Annotated in this window: 21 protein-coding genes and 1 riboswitch; of the genes, 14 read left to right on the top strand and 7 right to left on the bottom strand. The window is 62.8% G+C overall.

The genetic code is table 11. From position 1 onward, the window contains the following. The first annotated feature begins 258 nt into the window (after nt 1-258). The gene (locus C1720_RS12675) at nt 259-1,776 is read left to right on the top strand and encodes a DNA repair protein RecN (RefSeq protein ID WP_146006804.1); all 1,518 of its coding nucleotides are present in this window, start codon (nt 259-261) and stop codon (nt 1,774-1,776) included. A gap of 172 nt (nt 1,777-1,948) precedes the next feature. Here the strand turns inward: C1720_RS12675 and C1720_RS00970 are convergent, their stop codons facing one another. From C1720_RS00970 to C1720_RS00985, 4 genes are all read right to left on the bottom strand, one after another. Then, nucleotides 1,949-3,355, bottom strand: coding sequence for a cobyrinic acid a,c-diamide synthase CobB (locus C1720_RS00970; RefSeq protein WP_233199717.1), 1,407 nt, complete (start codon nt 3,353-3,355; stop codon nt 1,949-1,951). Beyond that, a complete protein-coding gene (locus tag C1720_RS00975) occupies nt 3,352-5,211 on the bottom strand; it encodes a TonB-dependent receptor domain-containing protein (protein WP_102282926.1) in 1,860 nt (619 codons plus the stop codon). Before C1720_RS00975 ends, C1720_RS00970 begins: the two co-directional genes overlap by 4 nt. Nucleotides 5,212-5,305: 94 nt before the next feature. Then, nucleotides 5,306-5,602: riboswitch (cobalamin riboswitch) on the bottom strand. A 391-nt stretch (nt 5,603-5,993) separates the two neighbouring features. Continuing rightward, nucleotides 5,994-6,995 (bottom strand): glycosyltransferase, encoded by a 1,002-nt coding sequence (locus tag C1720_RS00980; RefSeq protein WP_102282927.1) that lies wholly within the window; start codon nt 6,993-6,995, stop codon nt 5,994-5,996. A gap of 53 nt (nt 6,996-7,048) precedes the next feature. Continuing rightward, on the bottom strand, nt 7,049-7,726 hold the full coding sequence (locus C1720_RS00985) for a protein-L-isoaspartate O-methyltransferase family protein (RefSeq protein ID WP_102282928.1): 678 nt from the start codon (nt 7,724-7,726) through the stop codon (nt 7,049-7,051). Between the two features lie 109 nt (nt 7,727-7,835). Between C1720_RS00985 and bioB the strand changes: the two genes are divergently transcribed. The 12 genes from bioB (at nt 7,836) to C1720_RS01045 (ending at nt 21,709) form a co-directional block, all read left to right on the top strand. Beyond that, complete coding sequence (gene bioB, locus C1720_RS00990; protein ID WP_102282929.1) at nt 7,836-8,861, top strand: biotin synthase BioB; 1,026 nt, start codon at nt 7,836-7,838, stop codon at nt 8,859-8,861. Nucleotides 8,862-9,318: 457 nt separating this feature from the next. Beyond that, nucleotides 9,319-9,681, top strand: a complete 363-nt coding sequence (locus tag C1720_RS00995) for an ApeI family dehydratase (RefSeq protein WP_050715928.1) — start codon at nt 9,319-9,321, stop codon at nt 9,679-9,681. Continuing rightward, the gene (locus tag C1720_RS01000; RefSeq protein WP_102282930.1) at nt 9,678-10,673 is read left to right on the top strand and encodes a lysophospholipid acyltransferase family protein; all 996 of its coding nucleotides are present in this window, start codon (nt 9,678-9,680) and stop codon (nt 10,671-10,673) included. Before C1720_RS00995 ends, C1720_RS01000 begins: the two co-directional genes overlap by 4 nt. After that, entirely contained in the window at nt 10,642-11,319 is a 678-nt protein-coding gene (locus C1720_RS01005) for an outer membrane lipoprotein carrier protein LolA (protein ID WP_102282931.1), read from the top strand. The genes C1720_RS01000 and C1720_RS01005 overlap by 32 nt, the downstream gene beginning before the upstream one ends. After that, complete coding sequence (locus tag C1720_RS01010; protein ID WP_233199719.1) at nt 11,316-13,760, top strand: MMPL family transporter; 2,445 nt, start codon at nt 11,316-11,318, stop codon at nt 13,758-13,760. The genes C1720_RS01005 and C1720_RS01010 overlap by 4 nt, the downstream gene beginning before the upstream one ends. A 300-nt stretch (nt 13,761-14,060) precedes the next feature. Then, complete coding sequence (locus C1720_RS01015; RefSeq protein WP_050715914.1) at nt 14,061-14,708, top strand: DUF47 domain-containing protein; 648 nt, start codon at nt 14,061-14,063, stop codon at nt 14,706-14,708. 23 nt (nt 14,709-14,731) lie between these two features. Beyond that, nucleotides 14,732-15,742, top strand: coding sequence for an inorganic phosphate transporter (locus C1720_RS01020; RefSeq protein WP_102282932.1), 1,011 nt, complete (start codon nt 14,732-14,734; stop codon nt 15,740-15,742). A gap of 656 nt (nt 15,743-16,398) precedes the next feature. Further along, nucleotides 16,399-17,091, top strand: coding sequence for a DUF2726 domain-containing protein (locus C1720_RS01025; protein WP_102282933.1), 693 nt, complete (start codon nt 16,399-16,401; stop codon nt 17,089-17,091). A gap of 253 nt (nt 17,092-17,344) precedes the next feature. Continuing rightward, nucleotides 17,345-18,493 carry a copper-containing nitrite reductase gene (gene nirK / locus C1720_RS01030; RefSeq protein WP_102282934.1) on the top strand — a complete coding sequence of 383 codons (1,149 nt, stop codon included), beginning with the start codon at nt 17,345-17,347 and terminating at the stop codon, nt 18,491-18,493. 187 nt (nt 18,494-18,680) lie between these two features. After that, nucleotides 18,681-19,763: an SCO family protein gene (locus tag C1720_RS01035; protein WP_233199721.1), complete on the top strand. Its 1,083-nt coding sequence runs from the start codon at nt 18,681-18,683 to the stop codon at nt 19,761-19,763. A gap of 86 nt (nt 19,764-19,849) precedes the next feature. Then, nucleotides 19,850-20,353 (top strand): copper chaperone PCu(A)C, encoded by a 504-nt coding sequence (locus C1720_RS01040; protein WP_233199723.1) that lies wholly within the window; start codon nt 19,850-19,852, stop codon nt 20,351-20,353. Nucleotides 20,354-20,506: 153 nt separating this feature from the next. Then, the gene (locus tag C1720_RS01045; RefSeq protein WP_102282935.1) at nt 20,507-21,709 is read left to right on the top strand and encodes a YncE family protein; all 1,203 of its coding nucleotides are present in this window, start codon (nt 20,507-20,509) and stop codon (nt 21,707-21,709) included. A 183-nt stretch (nt 21,710-21,892) separates the two neighbouring features. Here C1720_RS01045 and C1720_RS01050 read toward each other — a convergent pair whose 3' ends face one another. Further along, a complete protein-coding gene (locus tag C1720_RS01050) occupies nt 21,893-22,390 on the bottom strand; it encodes a DUF1287 domain-containing protein (RefSeq protein ID WP_199170924.1) in 498 nt (165 codons plus the stop codon). A gap of 127 nt (nt 22,391-22,517) precedes the next feature. Beyond that, on the bottom strand, nt 22,518-23,147 hold the full coding sequence (gene plsY, locus C1720_RS01055) for a glycerol-3-phosphate 1-O-acyltransferase PlsY (RefSeq protein WP_102282937.1): 630 nt from the start codon (nt 23,145-23,147) through the stop codon (nt 22,518-22,520). On the opposite strand from plsY, the gene C1720_RS01060 reads away from it, so the two are divergent. Further along, nucleotides 23,146-23,442 carry a hypothetical protein gene (locus tag C1720_RS01060; protein WP_102282938.1) on the top strand — a complete coding sequence of 99 codons (297 nt, stop codon included), beginning with the start codon at nt 23,146-23,148 and terminating at the stop codon, nt 23,440-23,442. The genes plsY and C1720_RS01060 overlap by 2 nt on opposite strands. A 176-nt stretch (nt 23,443-23,618) precedes the next feature. Here C1720_RS01060 and C1720_RS01065 read toward each other — a convergent pair whose 3' ends face one another. Then, on the bottom strand, nt 23,619-24,845 hold the full coding sequence (locus C1720_RS01065; RefSeq protein WP_102282939.1) for a multidrug effflux MFS transporter: 1,227 nt from the start codon (nt 24,843-24,845) through the stop codon (nt 23,619-23,621). Nucleotides 24,846-24,848 lie beyond the last annotated feature (3 nt).

Raw genomic sequence — 24,848 nt, forward strand, 5'->3', positions numbered from 1 at the left:
TCCTCACGGCCAGGCTGTGGATAGGCCCAAAGGTAAAATACTGTTACGATCGTTGCCACACATGAGCCAGCGAATAAACCTTGCTGTGTGTCTTTGGCGGTCGCTGCAAAGCCTGCTCGCTGCTGAAAATTTTCCAGCTGAAATTGCTGGGGTGACAGGATAGATCAATAGAGTACGTGGTGTGGTTGTTTGGAAAATGAATTTCCTAATAGCCTAGCGATTAAGTCGCACTATGTTTAATTTTATAGTGAGGAAAATATGTCTGATAAAATAGACGAACTCAAGAATGAAATCATCCCTTTGCTGAATAATCTTAAAGAAAATATTAATAAAATATATCCAAACATTGGATGCGATCCACATAGAGAAAATTTTACCAACTGGCAAGAAATGACCAATCTCTTGTCAAAATTAATACCCAATATTGACGCAAACCATTTACCCGACAATTCGCTTAACGAATTAAAATGCCATTTAATTGAGCTAAACGACAATTTAAACTCAAACTACGACTCAAACCATATCAATCAATGCATCGAAAGCATAGGAAACAGTATAGAAAATTTATTGGAGTTTATTCTGCCCTCTTCTCTATACAAAAAGGAGGTTGATAAAACACCAGAACCAGAGTTGCTCGAAGCATATTATATTATAGCAAAAAATAAATTATCAAAAATAAAATCAACTCAGAAAGAGATAGAAACAATTATATCAGCAGTCCAAAAAGAACAAAATGAATTTCAAATCATCAAGAAAGAACTGGAAGATTACAAAGACCAATTATTTTCCCAAGATGGAACAAAAGGAGAAATTGAAAAATTATTAACCAATTTAAGATCAAAATTATCCAGAATAGAAGAGCAATACAAATTAATATATGGCGAAGACGGATCAATTGACAAAATTCAAGATTTATTATATAATTCAGACTCAAAACTATCAGAAATCAATAATTTCCACAAATCAGCGCATAAAAAAAATCAAGAAATTGAAAGCCTTCATTCAGCCATTTTCGATAAGAATAACGAAGTTACTTCCTTGAGAGATGGTTGCTCAGAGATAATTCAAAAATTAAATAATTTTCATGATAAGATTTTTGGCAGCAATGAAAATGGAGAAAAAGTAGGCGGCTTAGAACAAGAAATTGAACAAAGAAAAAGTGATTTGGATGAACTTAAACAGAAGCAGCAAGAAGGATATGATGAACTTATAAAAAAAATAGAAAATTTATTGCCAGGAGCAACTTCTGCCGGACTATCTAGCGCATATAATGAGATGAGAAATAAATTCAGCAAAAGTGCAAAATATTATGGCATAGGGTTCTATGCTTCGTTAGCAATTTTATTTATAATAATCTCTCTAGTGAAAGATGTGGCATTAGTGAAAGAAATCCCTCTAGACAAAGGAATTTTAATTAGCCTTCTTATATTGTTTGGAAATATTTCTATAAAAATGCCATTCATAATTCCAGCGTTATGGCTGGTAGTATTCTTATCAAGAAGGCGAAGTGAGGCAGAAAGGCTATCGCAGGAATATGCGCACAAAGAAGTTTTGGCCAAGTCTTACGATAGTTACAAAAAGCAAATAGAAAAACTATCGCAAGAAGATCAAGAAAAACTGCTGCCGATACTAATGGAGAACATGATTAAAGCAATTTCTTTAAATCCAGCAAAAACATTAGACAAAACACATCAGAGCGACAACCCTATTTCAGAAATTTTAAAAGATAAAAATATGATAGATAAATTAAAAAGATTACTCACCAAGGATAATTGAATGAATTCGTAAAAGATGGTTTTTTATGAGCTGATTCTCCAAGGATTTTAGAAAAAAGGCGACCGCTCTTGATCTTGAGTGACTGTGTGCTGAGTCCGGCATGCCCAAAATCAAGAGCGTCTAGCAGGGCGGCGGCTGCCCCGAACGGCTGCGCGCCAGGCCAATCTCCGCCTCACGCCCCGAACAGCCAGGCTGCCATTGGCGGGCTGCTGGGCAGCCAGGCGTGGAAGTAGCTGGCGCGCACGCTGCCGTGCTGGTAGATGGCTTCGCCGCTGGTGCGGGCGCTGCCGGGGGCCGGGCGGGTGTGGGCGATGGGTGCCAGCGGGGTGCGGGCGGCGGAGTAGTGGAAGGTGTGGCCGCGAAGGGGCGGCAAAGCGGGCTGAGAGTGGCTGGCGCTGTCTGCCGACATGGCCCATTGCTGCATGCCCAGGCCGCCGAGGCGTTTTTGCATGGCGGTTTCGCCGGGCAGCAGGCCCCAGAGGGGCCAGGTGTGGCCGCTGGCGTCCGTGAGGCGCTCGAACAGAACCATCATGCCGCCGCATTCGGCCCAGATGGGTTTGCCTGCGGCGGCGTGGGCGTGCAGTTGCGCTTTCAGGTCGCTGCGCGCGGCCAGGCGGGCGGCGTGCAGTTCGGGGTAGCCGCCGGGCAGCCAGAGGGCGTCGCACGCGGGCAGGGCGTCGCCTGCCAGGGGCGAGAAAAAGACGGTGCGCGCGCCCAGTGCGTGCAGGGTTTGCACGTTGGCGGGGTAGATGAAGGCAAAGGCGGCGTCGCGGGCGATGGCGATGACGCGGCCGGCCAGCGGCTTTGCGTTGTCTTCAGGCGCGGGCGAATCGGCCGATTCGGGCGCGTCGCCTGAATCCGGCGCATCTGGCACATCAAAGGCGGCGGGCCAGCGCGCTTGCCATTCGGCCAGGCTCATTTGGCCCAGGGGCGTGGCGGCGAGCAGGTCGGCGGCGGCGTCCAGCCGCGCGAGGGCTTCGGCGCGGGGCATTTCGTGGGCGGCGATCAGGCCCAGGTGGCGCTCGGGCAGGTGCATGGCGGCGCTTTGCGGCAGGTGGCCCAGCCATTCGCTGTCAGGCAGGGCCTGGCGCAGCAGGCGGGCGTGGCTGTCGCTGGCCGCGCCGTTGGCCAGCACGCCGGCCCAGGGCAAGGGGCCGCGCGTGTCTTCGCCCCAGTGGCGCAGGCCGTGGGCGATGGCGCCCAGCGTTTGCGCCATGCGGCCTGTCTGAATGACGGCGAGCACGGGCAGAGCGAAGCGCCGCGCAAGGTCGGCGGCGCTGGGGTCGCTGTCGTGCAGGCCCATCACGCCTTCTACCAGCACCACGTCGGCTTGCTGCGCGGCCTGGCGCAGGCGCTGGCGGGCGTCGGCTTCGCCGGTCATCCACAAATCGATGTTGTGCGCGGGCTGGCCGCTGGCGAGCTGGTGCCAGAAGGGGTCGAGAAAGTCCGGCCCGCATTTGAAGACGCGCACGCGCCGCCCTTGCCGCGCGTGCAGGCGGGCCAGGGCGGCGGTGACGGTGGTTTTGCCCTGCCCGGATGAGGGAGCGCTCACGAGCAGGGCGGCGGCTTTGGCGCTCACGGCATGGCCCAGCGCAGGCCCACGTAGAAGCTGCGGGCGGGCTGCGGGTAGCCGCGCGCGGTTTCGTAGCGGGTGTTGGTGGCGTTGTCGATGCGCGCCAGCAGCGTCCATTGCCGCGCGAAGGTGGCGCTGGCGTAGAGGTTGAGCAGGCCGTAGCCCGCCATGGCGTTGCGGTTGGCGCGGTCGTCAAAGCGGCGCGAGTGGGCCTGCCATTCGGCGCCCACATCCCACAGGCCGATGCGCGTGTCGGCGGCCAGTTTGGCAATGCGGCGCGAGCGGCGGGGCAGGAGCTTGTCGCTGTCCAGGTCTTTGGGGCGCTGCACGTCAATGGAGGCCGTCAGGCGCACGGATGCAATGCGGTGCGTGCCGCTCAAGGCCACGCCTTCGTATTGCGCGCGGCCGATACTGTGGTAGCAGCCAAAGCTGGCGGCGCAAGGGCCTGCCGCGCCAAAGACGATGAGGTTGCGCACGCGGTTGCGATACACGGTCAGGTCAATCTGGCTGCCCTGGCGCGCCCAGTGCAGGCCCAGCTCCACGTTGCGGCCCGTTTCAGGCTTGAGGCCCGCCTGCCCGTATTGGCTGAAGCGCTGGTAGAGCGTGGGCATGCGCAGGGCGCGCCCGGCGGCGGCGCTCACGCGCCATTCGGGCGCAAAGCGCCAGCCGTAGGCCAGGCTGCCGCCGGTGTGGCCGCCAAAGTCGCTGTCGTCTTCGCGCCGCAAATTGGCTTGCAGGGTGTGCGGGCCGTGGCTGAAGCCGTAGATGAAATTGAGCGAGGTCTGGTGGCGGCTGCGGACGATGGGGTCGTTTTCCAGATGGTCATGGCGGCGCTCCAGCGTGGCGGCGGCCAGGTGCGGACCTTCGCGCCATTCGCTGTGCAGCTGGGCGGTGCGCTGGCGCGTTTTGTTCAGGTAGGGCGATGGCCGCGTTTCATAGCGCTGGCCCGCGTGGCTGAGGGTGGCGGTGGTGCGCCAGGCGCGGCTCCACTGGGCGGCCCAGGTGCCAGCGAGCGTTTGCACACGGTTGTCGCCCCAGTCATCGGCCCAGCTGGCGGGGCTGGAAGTGAAGTCGTCGTACTGCGCCTTCATGCGACCCCACAAGGCGCTGGCTTGCAGGCGGTGCTGGTCACTCAGCTGATAGCCCGCGCTGGCGCTGGCGTTGGTGTTGCGCCAGCCGTCGCGGTCGGGGTTGCCGCCGGTGCGCACGCTGTAGCCCTTGGCCTGCTCGTGCGACGCGCCCAGCGCGTAATCGGCCGCGCCGTTTTTGACGGCAAAGCCCGCATCGGCCTTCCACAGCCCCCGGCTGCCCGCGCCCACGCCAGCGTAGGGCGCAAAACCCTCGCGCGCGGCGCGCCGGGTGAAGATTTGCACTGCGCCCGCAATGGCGTCAGAGCCATACACGGCCGCCGCCGGGCCGCGCACGATTTCAATGCGCTCCACCTGCGCCAGCGGCAGCGCCTCCCACGGCGCGCCGCCAATTTGCAAGTCCATGCGCACGCCGTCCACATACACGGCGATAAAGCGGCTCTCGGCGCCGCGCATCATCACGGAAGTGGCCGTGCCCGGGCCGCCGTTGCGCGTCATCTCCAGCCCCGGCTGGCGCGCCAGCATGTCGGCCACGGTGGCCGCGCCGCTTTGGGCAATCTGCCGCTCGTCAATCAGCGTGAAATCGGCCAGCACGTCGGTGAGCGGCTGCGTGCTGCGGGTGGTGGTCACCGCCACGTCAGGCAAGGTGGAAGAAGAGGAAGAAGAGCGTTCATCGTGGCCGCCAGCGGCAGCGGCAACAGCGGGGGCGGCGGCCAGCAGGCAGGCAGCGGCCAGCGCCGAAGCGCGCGCAGGCGGATAAAGGCGAGAAGTCATGAGGAAAAACAGCTTGAGAAACAGCCCCGGCTGGCTTCCCCGCCAGCATGAAGGGCAATCACGGCCCGCGCGCGGCAGCGCTGTTGCGCCGCGCGCGGGCCACCTGTTGTTGGCCGGGATCCGGGCTGGCGGCTTGCCTTCGCGCCCGGCCTTCCGGCTTGCAGGCGCGCCGCCTGCAAGCAAAGCAGGCACGCCAAGGCCGTGGCGAGGGTGGGAACGAAGCTGCAGCGCGATCAAAACCCTGAACAGGTTCTGGCCGCGCCGCATGCCGCTTACCGTTGCGGGGGCAGCGCAGGTTGGGCTTTGGAAACGAAGTTCCGGGGCCTTCCTGCTTCCCGTTGAACCGCGCCGCCAGAACGGCAGCGCAGGCACCAACAGCGTCAGATTGTAAGAAGCTGTTCAAGGAAAACGTTGCTGCGGATTACCCTGAAAAGCAGGGCGGCAAGGGCCGGCCCGCGTGGAAAGCGCTCCATCCATTGCTTTGGCAAAGCCGCAGGGTGCATTGAAAACAGGAGCAAATCTGAAGGGTTGAAAAACGGCTCTTGCGCAGGTTCCACTAGGACATCACGCTCCAAATTTGGAAGCAAATTCTGCCCTTTCCTTCTTCCTTTTTCGCGCTTGGTCTCGCCTTCTCATGCAGGTTGTGAACGGACTGGGCGGGAGCTGGCTGCTTCTTGCTGCTTTCCTTTTGCCTGCGGCAGCGCGATGGCATGTTCATGGGCCTGGCGTGAAGGGCGCCGTCTTTCGGAGCCTGTTGGCACGCTGTCCGTGGGCGCAAGCTCTCACGCCCGCAGCCGCCGGGGCACAGGCTCCAGCCCTTGCGCCACGGGCGGCGCCGGATTGAGGGCTTCGCCCGCCAGCACGCGCTCATAGCACTGCTGGTAGGCGCGGGCCATGGCCAGATGGCTGAAGCGGCGCTTGACGCTTTCATGGCAGGCGCGGCGGTCAAAGCGGCCCGCACCGGCCAGGGCCTGGGCCAGGGCGCTTTCGCTGTCAGACAGAAAGCCGGTTTCTTCGCTCACCAGCTCGGGCAAAGAGCCGTAAGGCGTGGCGATGACGGGGCAGCCCAGGTACAGGCTTTCGATGATGGCCAGGCCAAATGGCTCGTGCCAGAGCACGGGAAAAAGCAGCGCGCTGGAGCGGCGGATGAGTTCCAGCTTGTGCTCGCCGCCGGCCATGCCGTGAAAGCGCAGATCGCGCCCGGCGTAAAAGTAGAAGTTGGATTTGAGGCTCCAGCGCCGCCCGCCCATTACGTGCAGAGGCAGCGCGGCGCGGCGGGCGATGCGCACGGCGCCTTGCAGGTTTTTGTTGCGGTTGGCGGCCTTGGCCAGATAGTGCGCGTAGCGCGCGGCGGGCGGCGGCGCATTCAGGTTCGGCTCGCCGTAATCGGGCCAGTGCAGGCCGTTGTACACGTGGCACTGCGCGCCGTGAATGCGCGCGTGCTTTTGCGACAGGAAGATGGTGTTGATGGGGTAAGGCTGGCGGCTTGACCGGTTGGCGTGCTCGGTGCAGACGTAAGGCGTGCGCACCAGGCCGCGCGCGTTGTCATAAGGCCAGTGAAAGTGCAGCACATCGGCCCAGCCTTCAATCTGCGCCTCCAGCGGGCGGGCGGCGTCAAACACCTGGGCGGCGGGGTGGCCGGCCGGGTTGGCGCGCACCAGAAAGCGCGCTTCGTGCCCCAGCGCCTGCTGGCCCAGCGAAAGCGCCCACATCACGCGCTCGGTGCCGCCGTAACGCAAGGGCGGCAGGGGGGTTTCGGTGAGCAGGATGTGGAGGATTTTCACAGGCAGGCCGGTGGCTGAAGGGGCAGCACGGGAGCGGCGTTAGGGGAGCAGCGTCAGAAGTGAAAGACGGGCGTGTCCGCAAAGTTCATCAGGCGCGGCGCGTCGCAGTCCCACGGCTGGGTCAGGCGCACGCCTTCGCCTTGCAGTTGCACGAGGGTGGCGCGCATCACGGGTTCGTCGCCTGTGATGGCCAGCAGCCGCCCGCCGGGCGCCAGCTGCGCAATCAGGTGCTGCGGCGCGCGCGCCACGGAGCCGGAGAGCACGATGGCGTCAAACGGCCCTTGCGGCAGCGGCGCGGTCTGCGCGGCGTCGCCTGCCAGCACTTGCACGTTGCCTGCGCCCGCGCGTTGCAAATTGGCCTGGGCGAAGGCGGCAATGGCGTTGTCGATTTCAATGGTGAACACGCTGGCGGCCTGCCGCCCCAGCAGCGCGGCCATGTAGCCCGAGCCTGTGCCCACGTGCAGCACGCGCTCGCCGCCTTGCAGGCGCAGCTCTTGCAGCAGGCGGGCCTGCACGCGCGGCGGCAGCATCACCTGCCCGCGCTGGCGCGCCAGGGTTTCGTCATCGAGCAGGGGCAGCTCGATGTCGGCAAAAGCCAAGTCGCGGTATTTGGCGGGGGCGAAAGCCTCGCGCGGCACTTCGGCCAGCAATTGGCGCACGCGCTCGTCTGAAACATTCCAGGGGCGCACTTGCTGCTCGATCATGTTGAAGCGTGCTTTTTCCAGGTTCATCGCGGGTTTTCCAGCAGAGGGGCAAAAAGAGATGAATTCTAGAATTTCCACCTCTTTTCACAGGCATGCCGCACACGCAGCCACCCACGCAAACCAGGAGACAAGCCCCATGCACGCCACGCTTGACAAGCCCCAGCCGCTGCACTTCATGCCCCGCACCGCCCAGCCGGCCGCCCCGGCCGGCACGGGCCGCTGGAAAGTGGAGCAAATCGAAGCCTTGCTGAACCTGCCCTTTGCCGAGCTGATGTGGCAGGCCCAGCAGGTGCACCGCCAGCACTTCAACGCCAATGAAGTGGATTTTTCGTCGCTGCTGTCGGTGAAAACGGGCGGCTGCCCGGAAAACTGCGGCTACTGCTCGCAATCGGCCCACCACGACACGGGCCTGAAGGCCAGCAAACTGATGGAAGCCGACCAGGTGCGCCAGGCTGCGCAGGCCGCCAAGGCTTCAGGCGCGCAGCGCTTTTGCATGGGCGCGGCCTGGCGCGGCATCAAGGAGCGCGACATGCCCGCCATTGCCGAACTCATCCACATCGTCAAGCAAGAAGGGCTGCAAGCCTGCGCCACGATGGGCATGCTCGAGCCTGGGCAGGCCGAGCAGCTCAAGGCCGCCGGGCTGGACTACTACAACCACAACCTGGACTGCTCGCCCGGGTTTTACGGCAACGTGGTCAGCACCCGCAGCTACGAAGACCGGCTGCAAACCCTGCGCCGCGTGCGCGAGGCGGGCATCAACGTATGCTCCGGCGGCATCATCGGCATGGGCGAAACGCGCCGCCAGCGCGCCGAGCTGATTGAGCAGCTGGCCAACCTCTGGCCGCAATACCCCGACAGCGTGCCCATCAACAACCTGGTGAAAGTGCCCGGCACGCCGCTGGAGAACGCGCCCGATGTGGACCCCTTCGAGTTCGTGCGCATGATTGCCGTGGCCCGCATCACCATGCCGCGCGCGCGCATCCGCCTGGCCGCAGGCCGCCGCCAGCTGGACGACGGCATGCAGACTTTGTGCTTTCTGGCCGGCGCCAACAGCATCTTCCTGGGCGAAAAGCTGCTGACCACCCCCAACCCCGACGCCGACGACGATCACCGCCTGCTCAAGCGCCTGGGCATGCGCGCCACAGACGCAGGCCAGCCCTGAGTCTGGGGGCCTGTTCAGAGCCTGTCCGCAGGCGCGGCAAGTGCGCACTTGGGGCGCGGCTTCGGGCGCTCTGCGGCGGCACGTTATTTCTGCGTGAAAGGCGAAAAAGCACAAACGGCCGCCGCCTCGCTGGCGGATGGCGAGGCCCGCCGCCCGGCCAGACGGCGGGCATGGCGCCCGCGAAGGTGCAGTTTTCCCTTGCGCTCCGGCGCAGACGGGCTGCCCTCAAGGCGACGGACTGGCAAATCCGCGTGAACAACACCATGCGCGCCGCACTGCCGGGCGGTTAGAACCTGCTCACAATCCGCCAGTGGGTGCGAAAAGCACAGGCTTGGGGCCGCCTGCGGCTTTTGTGATAATTTGCTCCTTGATTCATAGCATGATGTCCTAGTGGAACGTGCGCTGAAGCCATTTTTGACCCCATGAATTTGCTCTTGTTTTTAAGGTGGAACGCCTGATGACCGGCTCTCTTGCCAACTCTTTAGCTGCGCCGCCCGCTGGCGGCTTGCCTGACTGGCCGCTGCTGGCCCAATGGCGGGCCAGCGTGCAGGCGGGGCAGTTTGACGGGCACTTTCCGGGGCGGCCCATCCTGCCGGGGGCGTGGCTGCTGGATGCGGTGGCGGCGCAGGTGGAGGCGGCCTGCGGGCGGCGCGTGCTGGCGGTGCGCGAGGCCAAGTTTTTGTCCGCCGTGCCCGCCACGCCGCCCGGCCCGCTGCTGCGTTTGCATGCGCGGCTGGAGCCGGATCTGGCGCGCTTTGCGCTGATGCACGGCGCGGCGCTGGCGTGCGCGGGCGCGCTGGCGCTGCAAGAGGGCGCATGAGCCGCAGCCCCGCCCCGCCCCAGGCTCCGCTGGAGCCGCCGCAGCAGCTGGCAGCAGGCAGCGCCGCCCCGTCTGCCGCCAGCGCCTGGCGGCAGCGGCCCGAGCGCAGTTCCATGTGGGTGCTGCGGCTGATGACCTGGCTTTCCTTGCGGCTGGGGCGGCGCGTCAGCCGGCTCATCCTTTATCCCATTGCGGCGTATTTCGTGCTGTTCGCCCCGGCGGCGCGGCGCGCCAGCCGCGACTTTCTGCGCCGCGCGCTGGGCCGCCCTGCGCGCATGGGCGATGGTTTCAGGCATGTGCTGGCTTTTGCTTCGGTGGTGCATGACCGCGTGTATTGGCTGCGCGGCCAGCATGAGCTGTTTGACGTGCGCCTGAGCGGCATTGAGCATGTGATCGGCCTGCGGCAGGCGGGGCGCAGCATCGTTTTCATGGGGGCGCACTTTGGCAGTTTCGAGGCGCTGCGCGTGCTGGGCGGGCGCTACGGGCTGGATGTGCGCATGCTCATGTACCCGGATAACGCGCGCATGGTCACGCAGACGCTGGCGGCCATCAATCCCGAGCTGACCGAAAGCGTGATCGCCCTGGGCCAGCCCGATGCCCTGCTGCGCGTGCACGAGCACATGGCCGCAGGCGGCTGTGTGGGCTTTTTGGCCGACCGCACGCTGCAAGAGGGCGATGGCAAGGCGCGCCTGCTGCCGTTTCTGGGCGATAAGGCCGCTTTTCCGCAGGGGCCGCTGCGGCTGGCGGCGCTGCTGCGCGCGCCGGTGGTGTTCATGGCGGGCATGTATCTGGGCGGCAACCAATACCATCTGGCGTTCGAGCCGATGGCCGATTTCTCGCATACGCCCGCTGGCGCGCGCGCGCAGGCGCTTGACCAGGCCCTGCAACGCTACGTGGCCCTGCTAGAGGCGCACTGTCTGCAAGCGCCGTGGAACTGGTTCAACTTCTATGACTTCTGGAATGCGTCTTCCCCGCCCCTGCCGCCTGGCTAGCGCCGCCGCGCTGCTGGCCGCCTGCTGCTGGCTGCCCGCCGCGCTGGCTGGCAGCTCCGCTCCGTCTGCGGCCGCCGCAGCGCCCGGCTGGGACGTGCCGCGCCTGATGCAGCTGCTGGCGCGCCATCCCACGGGCCGCGCCACGTTCACCGAGACCAAGACCATCGCGCTGCTGGACGAGCCGGTGGTCAGCTCCGGCGAGCTGCTCTACAGCCCGCCGGACCGGCTGGAAAAGCACACGCTCCAGCCCGAGGCGGAGTCGATGATCATCAACGGCAAGAACCTGACGCTGGTGCAAGGCGGCCAGCGCCGCGAGCTGCGCCTGCCGCAGTACCCCGAGGTGGAGGCGCTGGTGGCCGCCCTGCGCGGCGCGCTGGCGGGCAGCCAGGCGCTTTTGCAGTCGCACTACGCGCTGGCGCTGGCGGGCAGCGAGGGCGGCTGGCAGCTGGCCCTCACCCCGCTGGACGAGCAGATGCGCCGCCGCTGGCTGCGCAAGGTCACCATCCGTGGCGCGCGCGGCGTGGTGCAAAGCGTGGAGATGGAGCAGGCCGACGGCGACCGCTCGCTGATGGAAATCCGGCCCGCGCCCGCAGCTGCGGCTGAAGCCGCCTCCGCAGCCGCGCCCGCTCCATCCGCCGCCAAGTGAAGCGCGCCGCCATCCTCGCCGCCTGGCTGCTGCTGGCCGCCGCGTGCGTGGCCGTCATGCTCGGCGCGCGCTACAGCACCGACATGTCGGCCTTTTTGCCCAGCCGGCCCAGCGCGCGCCAGCAGCTGCTGGTAGATCAGATACGCGACGGCGCGCTCTCGCGCCTGGTGCTCATTGGCCTGCAAGGCGGCACGCCCGCCGCGCGCGCCCAAGCCTCGCGCGATCTGGCCGCCCGGCTGCGCGCCGACGATGCCTTTGCCGCCGTCATCAACGGCGACGCCGCCAGCCGCGAGCGCGATGAAGCCTGGCTGCTCGCCCAGCGCTACGCCCTCAGCCCGCAAGTGACGCCCGAACGCTTCACGCCCGAAGGGCTGCGCGCGGCCCTGCAAGGCAGCATCGCCGCGCTGGGCGGCTCCGCCGGGCTGGCGCTCAAGGCCCTGCTGCCGCGCGACCCGACTGGCGAGATGAGCGCGCTCATCAGTCAAATGGCCGGCGGCCCTCTTCCCAACAGCAGCGAAGGCGTGTGGGCCAGCGGCGACGGCAGCCTGGCCCTGCTGGCGGCCCTGACCGCCGCCCCCGGCGCCGATACCGACGCGCAGGAGCGCGCGCTGGCACGGCTGCAAGCGGCTTTCGAGGCCGCTGCGCCCCCGGCCTCCGGCGTGCGGCTGCTCATGACCGGCGCACCCGTTTTTTCCGTGGACGCGCGCCGCACCATCCGCAGCGAAGTCGGGCGCCTCTCGCTGGCGGGCACGCTCACCGTCTTTTTCATGATGCTGGCCTTCTACCGCTCGCTGCGCAACGTGCTCATTGGCCTGCTGCCCGTGGCCACGGGCATTGCCGCCGCCATCGCCGCCGTGGCGCTGGGCTTTGAAACCGTGCACGCCATCACCATCGGCTTTGGCACCACGCTCATGGGCGAAACCATCGACTACAGCATCTACTTTCTGGTGCAAAGCGGCGCGGGCGGCCATCCTGAAGCCGCCCGCCAGCGCGCCCGCTGGCTGCGCAGCTACTGGCCCACCATCCGGCTGGGCGTGCTCACCTCGGTGTGCGGCTTTGCCGCGCTGGCGTTTTCCAGCTTTCCGGGGCTGGCGCAGCTGGGCGTGTATTCCGTGGCCGGGCTGCTCACCGCCGCCGCCGTCACGCGCTACGTGCTGCCCGCGCTGCCCGCCGCGCCCGTGCCGCCCGGCAGCATCGCCTGGCTGGGCGCACGCATGGCCGCACTGCGCCGCGCCATGCAGGCGCTGCGCTGGCCGGCGGCGGCCTGCGCGGCGGCGGCGCTGCTCATCGTCATCAGCCACGGGGCGGCGCTCTGGGCGCGGGGGCTGTCGGGCCTCAACCCCGCGCCGCTGGCGCTGCAAAAGCTCGACGAACGCCTGCGCGGCGAAGCGGGCGCGCCCGATCTGCGCTTTCTCGTCATCGCCCCCGCCGCCACGGCGGACGGCGCGCTGGCCGCCGCCGAACGCGCCGAGCGCCTGCTGGCCCCTTGGGTGCAACGCGGCGACATCCTCCACATCGACAGCCCCGCGCGCTTTCTGCCCAGCGCCGCTGCCCAGGCCGCCCGCCGCGCCGCCCTGCCCGCGCCGGATGACTTGCGCCAGCGCCTGCAAGCGGCCACCAGCGGCCTGCCCATCCGCCCCGAACGCCTGGAGCCATTCGTGCAAGACGTGGCGCAGGCCCGCCAGCAGCCGCCCCTGACGGCCAGCGCCCTGCAAGGCGCCAGCTTTGACTTCGCCTTGCAAACCCTGCTGCTGCCGCGCGAAGGCGGCTGGGCCGCCCTGCTGCCCCTGCGCCTGCCGGGCACGCCCACGCCCGAAGGCATCGCCCGCCTGCAAGCCGCCGTGGACCAGGCGCTGGCGGGCGCGCCAGAAGAAGCGGCGGCAAAAACAGCGGCGGATTCGATGGCGGATTCGGCAGCGGACGCGCCCTTCTTCCTGGACCTTGACGCCCAGACCGCCGCCCTGTTCGGCCAGTACCTGGACGAGGCCCTGCTCTTTACCAGCCTGGGCGCGGCGGCCATCCTGGCCGTGCTGGCCGCCGCCCTGCGCAGCGCCCGCGCCCTGCTGCGCGTGCTGCCGCCGCTGGCCGCCGCCGTGCTGCTCGTCATGGCCGCCCACGCGCTGGCGGGCACGCCGCTGACGCTGCTGCACCTCATTGGCCTGCTGCTCATCGTGGCCGTCGGCTCCAACTACGCGCTGTTTTTCAACCAGAACATCAGCGGCGCGCAAAGCGAAGGCGGCAGCGCCGCCGCCCTCGCCTCGCTCGCGCTGGCCAACGTTTCCACCCTCATCGGCTTTGGCGTGCTGGGCCTGTCGCAAGTGCCCGTGCTCCACGCCATCGGCGCTACCGTCGGCCCCGGCGCCCTGCTGGCGCTGCTGCTGTCCATGAGCTGGAGCGCGCGCCAGCCGCCCGCGTGCGGCCCGGAAAAAGAGCGCGCGTGAGCCGCCGGCTTGCGGCGCCCGTTTGCAAGCCGCCCCGCAGGGACGCGAAAGAGCGGACAGGCCAGGAGCGTGCTGCGGTTGTTTAGCTCCCATATCCATAGCATGATGCCCTAGTGGAAACTGCGCGGAACCCGTTTTTTACCCCTTTAAATTCGCTCTTGTTTTTGAGTCTGACGGCGAGCCGTGCACCAGCTCCGCTCCGCCGCGATCCGGGCGGCCCACGGCCGGGCGCAAGTAAACTTGTTTGCCCCGGTTATTCGAGCGCCATCAAGCGCCACCCAACGCAACAAGGTTCACTTCATGCTGTTCAGCAAACTGATGCCCAAGGAGGGCAATTTTTTTGAACTGTTCAACCGGCACGCTGAGCACGTGGTCGAGGCGGCCCAGGCGTTTGGCAGGCTGGTGGAGCACTACGGCGATGCGGCGATGCGCCAGCAGCACACCCGCGAGGTGGACGGGGCCGAGCGCGCCGCCGACCGCGTCACGCACGAAGTCACGCGCCTGGTTCACACCACTTTCATCACGCCCATCGACCGCGAGCAGATCCACGCCCTCATCAACCAGATGGACGACGTGGCCGACTTGCTGCAAGACTGCGCCGAAGCCATGACGCTGTATGACGTGCAGCACATGACGCCCGAAGTGGCCCAGCTCACCGCCTTGTGCATGCAATGCTGCGAGCGCGTGCGCGACGCGGTCGCCCTGCTGCCGCGCGTGGCCGAGCAGGCGGCGGCCGATGCGGCGCTGAAGTTCTGCGAAGAAATCGACCGCCTGGAGTCCGAAGGCGACCGCCTGTTGCGCGAGGCCATGAGCAAGCTTTTTCGGCAAGAGCCTGACGTGCGCGAGCTGATCAAGCTCAAGGCCCTTTACGAGCTGCTGGAAACCGTCACCGACAAGTGCGAAGACGTGGCCAACCAGATCGAAGGCGTCATCCTCGAAAACTCCTGACCCGCGACCAAGGCCCCAAATCCATGGAAACCGCCCAAGTGGCCCTGTGGGCCGTCGTCATGCTGGTGGCGCTGGCCATCGCGTTTGACTTCATGAACGGCTTTCACGACGCGGCCAACTCCATCGCCACCGTCGTCTCCACGGGCGTGCTGCGCCCCACGCAGGCCGTGGTTTTTGCCGCCTGCTTCAACCTGCTGGCCGTGGCCATCTTTCACCTGTCCGTGGCCGCCACCGTGGGCAAGGGCATCGTGCAGCCCGGCGTGGTGGACGCGCATGTGGTCGCCGGCGCGCTCACGGGCGCCGTGGCCTGGAACCTCATCACCTGGTATTACGGCATCCCCAGCAGCTCCTCGCACGCGCTCATCGGCGGCATCGTCGGCGCGGCCACGGCCAAGGCGGGCGCGGGCGTGCTGCTGGCCGGCGGCATTCTCAAAACGGTGGCCTTCATCTTTATCTCGCCGCTTCTGGGCTTCGTGCTCGGCTCGCTCATGCTGGTGCTGGTGGCGCGGCTGTTTCGCCGCATGCGCCCCAAAAAAGTGGACCGGTGGTTTCGCCGCCTGCAACTGCTCTCCGCCGGGGCCTACAGCCTGGGCCACGGCGGCAACGACGCGCAAAAAACCATCGGCATCATCTGGATGCTGCTCATGGCCACCGGCTACAGCGCAGCAGGAGCCGACGCGCCGCCCGTCTGGGTGGTGATTTGCTGCTACGCGGCCATTGCGGCAGGCACCATGTTTGGCGGCTGGCGCATCGTCAAGACGATGGGGCAGAAGATCACCAAGCTCAAGCCCGTGGGCGGCTTTTGCGCCGAAACGGGCGGCGCGCTCACGCTGTTTTTCGCCACCGCGCTGGGCGTGCCCGTATCCACCACGCACACCATCACCGGCGCCATCGTCGGCGTAGGCTCCGCGCAGCGCGCCTCCGCCGTGCGCTGGGGCGTGGCAGGCAACATCATCTGGGCCTGGGTGCTCACCATTCCGGCCAGCGCTTTCGTGGCCGCGCTGGGCTATTGGCTCAGCAAGGCGCTGTTCTGAGAGCCTGTTCAAAGTCTGGCCTTGAGGAGCAGCGGGCTGAGATGGCCGCAAGGTGCAGATTGCAGACAGCCTTGCAGCCTGCTTGAGACCCAGCGAGGATTCGCGGCGCCCAAGGCCGCCCCCCAGAAGACTGCGAATCCGCACTTTCGCATTCACGCATGAGCTATGGATAGGCACTCAAAGTCTGCTCGTAGGCTGGACTTTTTAGCTCCTTTATCGATAGCAATACGTCCTAGTGGAAATTGCGCTCAGGGTCATTTTGGGCGCCCTGTATTTGCTTCTGTTTTTAAAAGCGCTCCCGGCATTTGGAGCAGCATGAAGCTCCTGCTCCTGTTTATTTGACTGTGTCTGCAACGCCTGCGCCGTCGGCCTCTACGCTTTTCTGCAACAAGCTGCTGATAGCAAGCAACGCCTCACATCTTGTTGAATTCTGTTGTACCTTGATGACTGTTGCATTGGTTTGACGCAATTGTGGATGACCTCGCCGTCAGAAGCGGTCCCAAGCCAGCGCAAATGATGAGACTGCCCGAAAATCGGAAGCTCTGAAGCAAGGCAAACACAGTGAGTTGCCATGACAAATAAAATATGGGAAGTTACGAACAATCGAACAATGATGATGGAGTTTGCGCTTACGTACATTCAAGGCATCGCGCGATATGAATCTGTTTGAACATTGGTTTTTCTGGCTGGTGCTGCTGGCGGTTGTGCTGGCTGCAGTTGCCGCTTTCTGGCTGCTGTGGCGATCGGATGAAGGCAAGGCGCAACATCATGCCCATGCCGCGCGCAAGCTGCGCGTGCCTCCTGAGCAGTGGCCGTTGAGTGCTCGCCCCGTGCTCAACACGCTGGAGCGCAGCGTATGGCTGCAATTGGCGCACATCTTTCCTGAAAGCATGATCATGGTGAAGATGCCTATCACCCGCTTTACGGTGCCACGCCGGGGCGAAGAGGCGCGCGACTGGTTCGAGATGCTCAACAGTCTGTACTGCACTTTCACGATTTGCAGTGACGAAGGCCGCGTGCTGGGCTGTGTGGACGTGGCAGGCCCTAGCGGCGTTTCAGCAGCGCATAGCAATCTCAAGCACCAGTTGCTGTCGCAATGCGGCATTGCCTACTTTCTGCTTTCGCCAGGCGCAGCATTGCCGCCAGCTGAGGCTTTGCGTTCGCGCTTTCTTGGCATCCACGACAGCACTGCGTCAGACTTGGCACGTCTGCAACAGGCGCGCCAGCAGCTACACAAGGCGCTGGATCGCAAGCGCAATATCCGCAATGACAGCGGCCCTGCAAGCTGGCAACAGAACGACTCCTTCCTCGCACCTTTCGATAGCCGTCACAACAGTCTTTCGCGGTAAGTAAAAGCAGAAGACGGGTGGCCTGTAAATCGTCCGTTGCCAAAAGCCCCGCCAGAAGCTGGCGGGGCTTTTTTCTTTGATGCATCCCGCATCATGCAGTTACACATGAATAAATTAACCTGAATCAATTTCGCAGAAGAACCCATGCCACGGCTTTGATTACCATTCTTCCACCAATGTTTTTGGGTGGCTGGCGGGGGTCTGGCCACTTGCTAAACAGCGGTTTCTGCAACGAAAGAGAGGGTCTTTGACCATGAAAGCAACCACCATCCGCAAATCACTGCTTTGCTCGGCCATTGGCGCATGCCTGATGGGCACATCTGCCTTTGCCGCTGATCCCGTTGTGTCCACCACGGGCGGCCTGCCTGGCTATGAAGTCATCAAGGCTTCTCCCAGCATCGACAAGCTCCAGCGCGTCAAGCAAACGCTGGTCGCTCCGCCGAACGTGCCTGAACACTCCCTCAAATCGCCGGCCGCCCCGCGCGTGGTGCAGGTGGAAATGACGATTGAGGAAAAAGAAATTGAAGTCGAGCCTGGCGTGTTCATGTGGGCCTTTGCTTTCAATGGCACCGTGCCCGGCCCGATGATCATCGTGCACGAAGGCGACTATGTTGAGCTGACGCTCAAGAACATGGCCAAGAACCAGCTGGTTCACAACATTGACTTCCACGCTTCCACCGGCGCTTTGGGCGCTGGCGAGCTGACCCACGTGCAGCCCGGCCAGGAAGTGGTGGTGCGCTGGAAGGCCTCCAAGCCCGGCACCTTCGTGTACCACTGCGCTCCTGGCGGCCCCATGATTCCCTGGCACGTGGTGCATGGCATGAACGGCGCCATCACCGTGCTGCCCAAAGGCGGCCTGAAAGACAAGAACGGCAAATCCATCACGTACGACAAGGCCTATTACATTGGCGAGCAGGACTTCTACCTGCCCAGGGATGAAAAAGGCAATTTCAAACGCTTTGAAACCGCTGCCGAATCCATGGCCGACGACAAGGAAGTCATGGACAAGCTGATTCCCAGCCATATCGTGTTTGGCGACCGCAAATACGCCTACACGGGCGAAAAGGCCCTGACCGCCAAAGTGGGCGAAACCGTCATGTTCTACCACTCGCAGGCCAACCGCTTTTCGTATCCTCACCTGATCGGCGGTCATGGCGACTATGTGTGGGAACGCGGCAATCTGGCTGATCCACCCGCTCAAAACCTGGAAACTTGGGCCATTGCAGCCGGCTCCACCGGCGCGGCCATGTACACCTTCCGCCAGCCTGGCGTGTATGTGTACCTGAACCACAACCTGATCGAATCCGTGAACCTGGGCGCCCTGGCTCACGTGAAGGTTGATGGCAAGTGGGACAACAACCTGATGGAGCAGCTCGTTGCTCCGCGCGCCTACAAGGAATAAGGCGGCATGACGGATGGCCGCAAGCTATATTGCGGCCATCTGCCAGGGCGGAGTCTGGCGGCTCCGCCAAAAACAGTTCCTTTCCAGCAGCCCGCTTTTTCCGGGGCGGGCTGTTTCTTCAGGCAACCGGAAACCAGAAATTTCACGGCTGTTTGGCCAGCAGTCATTCAGGCAAGGAGACACAGTGATGAACATGCTCAGGAAGTGGATGGCAGTTTGCCTTTGCATATTCGGACTGTGGGCTGGCGCCGCCCAGGCGCGCGACATCACGTTTGATCTCCGGGACGCAAACGGGCCTGTCACGCAAAAGAGCTACCCGGGCAAATACCTGCTTTTGGCCATTGGCTACACATCCTGCCCGGACATCTGCCCTACCACGCTGTATGAATATGGCCTGGTCATGAAGGCCCTCAAAAACCCGGACGCCATCCAGCCCATCTTCGTCACCATTGATCCGGTAAACGACGACGTCGAGCGCCTCAACACCTACACCCGCTTTTTTGACGAGCGCATTGTCGGCCTGACGGGCGAGATGAAAAACATTCAGGCTCTGGCGGATCAGCTGGGCGCCACCTTCGGCTACCGCATGGACGGCAAGAAAGTGGACAACCCGAAGCCGGGCATGAGCTACACCGTCTATCACAGTGCCCTGATCTACCTCATCGACCCTGATCGCAAGCTGATGGACGTGTTTGACTACCAGATTGGCGCCAAAGGCTTGACCGAAGCGCTGGACAAGGTGCTGGGCGATGGCAAAGGCGGCCCCGCTCCCAAAGCCGCTGCACCTGAAAGCGACAAACAGGACACGCCGCAAACAGCTGCGCCCGCCGCCGCAAATGGCAAAGCAGCCTGCGCCCTGCCCGCCGGTTTCGAGGCCGCCAAGCAAGCCGTGGCGCTGAAAGACGTGATGGCTGACGCGCCGGCAGACAAAGTCGTTCTCCTCAATCTCTGGGCGCTGTGGTGCGCGCCCTGCCGCACGGAATTGCCCCTGCTCGACAAACTGGCCGCCAGCCAGAAAGCCATGAAGGTGCAAACCCTGAATCTGGGCGACAAAGAGCCTGACATCGCCACCTTGTTTGCCAAAATGGGCCTGAAAAACCTGCAGCAAACCCGCACCCAAGGCAGCGACGTGCTTCAGCGCCTGGGCGCGCCCGGCCTGCCCTTCACCGGCCTGTTTGTGAACGGCAAGATGGCCGCAGCCAAGAGCGGCGTGATTGACAAGACCGACGCACTGGCCGAATACGCCAAATGCGCCGCTGCAAGCCAATAAACACAGCACCGGCCGGGGCGATTGGTGAATCCGTTGTCTCTGGCAATCTCCGTTTTTTTTCAACTCACCACTGAAAGGAGCATCCAATGAAAATCAAATACGCCGTCGCTGTGGCCGCCGCCCTGCTGGCCGTGCAAGCGCAAGCCGCAGACGCCTCGCACACCGAGCTGAAAGACTGCGCCATTCAGGAAGTGCTGCCCGGCAAAGACATGACGGGCGCGTTCGCGCGCATCGTCCACACCGGCCCGGCCGTGGACGTGGTCAAGGCCGAAGTGCCCAGCGTTTCCCAGCGCATTGAATTGCACAGCATGGTCATGAAAGATGGCGTCATGACCATGACGCAAATGACCGACGTCAAGATCAACGCTGGCGAGCGCGTGTTCAAAAAAGGCGGCGATCACGTCATGCTGTTTGACGTGGCGAAAAAGCCCGAAATCGGCAGCAAGCACACCATGACGCTTTATTTCAGCGACAACACCAAGGCTTCTTGCGAAGCCGTGGTCAAGTCGGTGCAAGACGTGATGAAAGACGCCGGCATCGACCCCAACAGCGCCAATGACGCCCACGGCGGCGGTCATGGAAAGCACTGATTCAAGCACTGATCGTTCTTGAAAACCTGTTCGCAGACCGCCCGGGTCCGCGTTTTTCACACACACGAACGGACTTGGCACAGGTTCTGAGACGAATCAGCATTTAAGCAATGGCGGCTGCAATGCCGCCATTTTTTTGCAGGAGAAAGCCCCATGAAAAGACGCGATTTCGTTCTCTCGGCAGCCAGCAGCATGGCCCTGGCGCATGCAGGCGCATGGGCCAGCGCCACGCCAGCCGCTCCTGCGGCCCCATCGCTTTATGAACCCACGCGTTATGTTTTCGTTGCCGACAAGATGAGCAACTTCATCAGCGTGATTGACCTCGTCTCGGGCAAGCACGTTGAATCGCTGGATTTCGGCATTCGCCCACACGTTTTTGAAATGGCGCGCGACGACGCCATGATGGCTGTTGCATCGCCCGAGGCCACGCAAATTTGCTTTTTCAACCTGAAAACGCGCGAAACCACGCGCATGAAACTGCCCGCGCCGGTTTATCAAATCTTTTTTGTGCCGCAATCCAAGCTGGTGGCCCTGGGCATGCGCGACTGCGTGGGCATGATTGACTACGACGAATTCACGCTCAAGGTCTTTGACCGCAAGTTTGATTCGCCCAACCGCAAAACCGTTCTGGATTCCTTTTATTTTCTGCTGTTCAGCTCATTCAGCCAGTCGTTCTGGGTGCTGGATGAAGAAAAGCCGCGCATTTTCCATAAATACGGAAAAGACAGCGCCAAATCCAAATGGGATGAAATTGATTTCTCGGGCCGCATCAAAACCAATCGCGGTTTTGACGTGGGCATTGCCAGCCCCGAAGACTATCTGCTGACCATGACCACGGAAGACGGCAACGAAGGGCTGGTCTACTTTCCCGAAAGCGACAAGCTGCTGAGCACCGGCTCCATGCGCACCACCACGAACACCTACAAGCCCATGCTCATGCCGTATATCGACTTCTATACCAAGAATGTCATTTTCGGCAACAAAGAAGGCCAGATGGCCCACTTTGACCTCGAAAGCGGCAGCGACAAGCCCGAACGCTTCACCGTGGATTTTTCGCCCCGCTTCATTCGCAGCGGCTGGCTGGAAAGCACCTGGGTGCTCGCTGGCGACAAGGGCATCATGTTCCAGTCCCTCAAAGACCCGGCAGACCGCAAAGTTTTCCGCTTCGTGGCCGAAGTCACCAACGTCTGGGTCACGGGCGACAGCAAAACCGCGCTCATCACCATCGACGAGGGCTATCCGCAGATCATTCCCTACGACATCCGCACGCGCGAGCGGCTCAAGCCCATTCTCACGCCCGGCGTGTCCATGGCCAACATCATCCGCATGAGCAGCAACAACAGCATTTGCTACTGAACGCAGCAGGCGAAAACAGACGAGAGAAAACGCCTGTTTTCGCTCTTTTACTCATAGCATTAGGTCCTAGTGAAACGGGCGCGAGGCCCGTTTTTTGCCCCTTTGAATTTGCTCCTTTTTCAGGGGCGCGCGCTCCGTTTTCCGCCGCTTTTTCTTTTCTGTTTTCCAGGACGGGCGCCCGGCTCATGGCCGGTAGCGGTAATGCCCCGTCACCGGCCAGCGCAGCAGCGCATCTTCTTCCTGCGTGCCTGCGCCCACGTTATGAATGACCAGCGGCGTGCCGTTGGCGCTTTTACGGTCGGAAATGATGCCGATATGCGGCAGGTTGCCTGGCAGCATCCAGGTCACCATGTCGCCGGGCCGGTAATCCCCAGGCTGGCGGCTGGCGGGCAGCGACTGGCCCCGCCGCCGGAAAAACACGGCCAGATTGGGCACACGCCGGTGGTCAATGTTCGTATCGGGACGCTTTAGCCCCCACAGCTTCGGGTAGGCGGGCCAGGCGCGGCGCATGTCTTCGTGCACGAGCTGCTGCAAATCCACGCCCTGCGCGCGCCAGGCGCGTACCACCACATCCGTGCACACGCCTGCTTGCACAGGCACATCGCCCATCGGGTAGCGGATGCGGCGGTAGGCGCCGTCGTAGCGCGTGGTCACGCCAATTTGCGCGCGGGCGGCCCGCACCAGCTTCAGGGCGTGCGCAGGGGCCGCCGTTTCCGCGCTGCCTGCTGCCAGCGCCGGGCCTGCCAGGCCTACGGCGCAGCCTGCCAGCAGCGCCAGCGCCAGCGCGGCGCGGCGCGGCGGCGGGCATTCATTTCTTCTTGCTCCCGATCTTCGATTCCGTGCCCGCCAGCAGGCGGCGCATGTTTTCGCGGTGCCGCCACAGCAGCAGCAGCCCCATCAGCGACAGCGCCATCAACACCGCCGCGTTGGCTTGCCACAGCCAGCCATTGCCCGCCAGATACAGGGCGGGCGCCAGCACGGCAGCCGTCAGCGCCGCCAGCGAGGAATAGCGCGAAACCAGCGCCACGCTCACCCAGACCATCACCACCGCCAGGCCCAGCAGTGGCTGCCAGCCCAGAATCACTCCCGCAGCCGTCGCCACCCCCTTGCCGCCTTTGAAGCCGAAAAACACCGGATACAGATGCCCCAGAAACGCCGCCACCCCCGCCACGGCTGCAGCAGCAGGCGGCAAGCCCGCGCCAAACCACCCCAGCAACGCCACAGGCAGCCAGCCCTTGAAAGCATCCAGCAGCAACGTGGCCGCCGCCGCCTTTTTGGAACCGGAGCGCAGTACGTTTGTCGCCCCCGGATTGCCGCTGCCATAGCTGCGCGGGTCCGCCAGTCCCATTGCGCGGCTGACGATGACGGCAAAGCTGAGCGATCCCAGCAAATAAGCCCCCACGGCAATAGCCAGCAAGGGCCAGACGGTTTCATTCATGGCAGATGTCTCCTTCTTCAAAACCTGCGAAAAGCGGCCGGGCATTGTAGAGGCCGTTTCAAAGGCAAATGTCATGCGCGCCGATATCGTTCTGCTTGGAAACAGGTGGATTTTTCAAATGCTTATTTCACCCGGTCTGGCGCCTGAACCATTTTCAGAACCGGCGGAAAAAATCATGCTGTTTCACTCTAGGCGCCGGATATTGATAAGCCACTGGGGACTGATATTCAACTTTTTGAGGCGATCGACCCATCCGTTCCCGATTGAAATGGCGATCCATTTCACGATGGCCTAAAACCTTCTTTTTCGTCACGCCAAATGAGCGGCGCTGTTTTTGACGGTCCAATTGCCTGGCGGTAATGGGAGAGAGCAAGGCGCAAACCATAAACGGCCCTGCGCCATATTTGCGACCCGGCTTTGCGCCTACGAAGACACACCCATGAGCAGGCTGCGGACGGGTTCGCAGCGCTGCTAGCTGACGCGGCCCGTTTCAGGCCAGCGCCAGCGCAAGAGCTGCCACGCGGCCAAGCCAACGAGGAGGAAGGAAAAAGAGGCCAAAGCCAAGGTCATGGCCGAGTGCATGACCAGCGGCGCGACAACGCCTGCCACCAGCCCATTGACGGCGGAGCTGGCGGCGGCCTGCAAAGAAGAGGCCATGCCCCGGCGGGAAGGAACGACATCCAGCGCCAGCAAGGTGACAGCGGGCGTCATGAGCGCCCAGCCAAAGGAAAAAATGGCAATGGGCACAAAAGCCCACCATGCGCTGGGCGGCAGCAAGGCGCTAGCCGCCAGGTTGATGAGCGAGATGGCGGTCATGATGACAAAGCCATCGCGGATTTGGCGGCGGGGCGGCACGCGCCCGGCCTTCTGGCCGGAAAGCCAGGAGCCGCCCATGATGCCGCCAATGCTGAAAAAGAAGAACCAGAAAAACTGTGTGGGTTCCAGCCCCAGAATGCGCCCCAGAAAGGCCGGCGCCGCCAGGATGTAGAGAAACATGCCGTTGAAAGGCACGCCGGAGGCCAGCGTCAGCAGCATGAAACGCCCATTGCCTGCAAGCTGGGCGTAGCCGCGCAAGAGATCGCCTGCGCGAAAAGGCTGGCGCTGCGCCAGCGGCAACGACTCGGGCAGCAGACGGAAGTTGATCAGCCACAGCGCCGCGCCAATAGCGGCGAGAAACCAGAAAACAGCGTGCCAGCCCCAGGCGTGCGAGAGCGCGCCGCCGATCATGGGAGCGACAGCGGGCGCGACGCCAAAGAAGATGGTGATCTGGCTCATGACGCGCTGCGCTTCGGCAGGGTGGAAGATGTCGCGCACGACGGCGCGCGAGACCACGATGCCCGCGCCAGTTGAAAAGCCTTGCAGGGCGCGGCAGACGATGAGCTGCTCCACATTGGGCGCCAGGGCGCAGCCGATGGATGCGAGGGTGAAGACGACCAAGCCGCCAAGCACGACGGGGCGGCGGCCCAGGCTGTCGGAAAGCGCGCCGTGAAAGAGGTTCATGAACGCAAAGCCGAACAGATAGGCCGAGAGGGTTTGCTGCATTTGCGTGGGGCTGGCAGCGGTGGCCTGGGCGATGGCATCAAAAGCAGGGATGTAGGTGTCGATGGAAAAGGGACCCAGCATGCCCAGAATGGCCAGCAAAATGGCAAGCGCCCAGCGGGGGCCTTGCCAGGCAGATTGGGGTTCAGTGGCGTTCATGAA

The organism is Ottowia massiliensis, assembly GCF_900240305.1.
Lineage (GTDB): Bacteria > Pseudomonadota > Gammaproteobacteria > Burkholderiales > Burkholderiaceae_C > Ottowia > Ottowia massiliensis.

Bases quoted from the DNA above. Each gene is read 5' to 3' on its own strand.
- C1720_RS12675 (WP_146006804.1), top strand. From the start codon at position 259: ATGTCTGATAAAATAGACGAACTCAAGAATGAAATCATCCCTTTGCTG.
- C1720_RS00975 (WP_102282926.1), bottom strand. From the start codon at position 5,211: ATGACTTCTCGCCTTTATCCGCCTGCGCGCGCTTCGGCGCTGGCCGCT.
- C1720_RS00985 (WP_102282928.1), bottom strand. From the start codon at position 7,726: ATGAACCTGGAAAAAGCACGCTTCAACATGATCGAGCAGCAAGTGCGC.
- bioB (WP_102282929.1), top strand. From the start codon at position 7,836: ATGCACGCCACGCTTGACAAGCCCCAGCCGCTGCACTTCATGCCCCGC.
- C1720_RS00995 (WP_050715928.1), top strand. From the start codon at position 9,319: ATGACCGGCTCTCTTGCCAACTCTTTAGCTGCGCCGCCCGCTGGCGGC.
- C1720_RS01000 (WP_102282930.1), top strand. From the start codon at position 9,678: ATGAGCCGCAGCCCCGCCCCGCCCCAGGCTCCGCTGGAGCCGCCGCAG.
- C1720_RS01005 (WP_102282931.1), top strand. From the start codon at position 10,642: ATGCGTCTTCCCCGCCCCTGCCGCCTGGCTAGCGCCGCCGCGCTGCTG.
- C1720_RS01015 (WP_050715914.1), top strand. From the start codon at position 14,061: ATGCTGTTCAGCAAACTGATGCCCAAGGAGGGCAATTTTTTTGAACTG.
- C1720_RS01020 (WP_102282932.1), top strand. From the start codon at position 14,732: ATGGAAACCGCCCAAGTGGCCCTGTGGGCCGTCGTCATGCTGGTGGCG.
- C1720_RS01025 (WP_102282933.1), top strand. From the start codon at position 16,399: ATGAATCTGTTTGAACATTGGTTTTTCTGGCTGGTGCTGCTGGCGGTT.
- nirK (WP_102282934.1), top strand. From the start codon at position 17,345: ATGAAAGCAACCACCATCCGCAAATCACTGCTTTGCTCGGCCATTGGC.
- C1720_RS01035 (WP_233199721.1), top strand. From the start codon at position 18,681: ATGAACATGCTCAGGAAGTGGATGGCAGTTTGCCTTTGCATATTCGGA.
- C1720_RS01040 (WP_233199723.1), top strand. From the start codon at position 19,850: ATGAAAATCAAATACGCCGTCGCTGTGGCCGCCGCCCTGCTGGCCGTG.
- C1720_RS01045 (WP_102282935.1), top strand. From the start codon at position 20,507: ATGAAAAGACGCGATTTCGTTCTCTCGGCAGCCAGCAGCATGGCCCTG.
- C1720_RS01060 (WP_102282938.1), top strand. From the start codon at position 23,146: ATGGCAGATGTCTCCTTCTTCAAAACCTGCGAAAAGCGGCCGGGCATT.
- plsY (WP_102282937.1), bottom strand. From the start codon at position 23,147: ATGAATGAAACCGTCTGGCCCTTGCTGGCTATTGCCGTGGGGGCTTAT.
- C1720_RS01065 (WP_102282939.1), bottom strand. From the start codon at position 24,845: ATGAACGCCACTGAACCCCAATCTGCCTGGCAAGGCCCCCGCTGGGCG.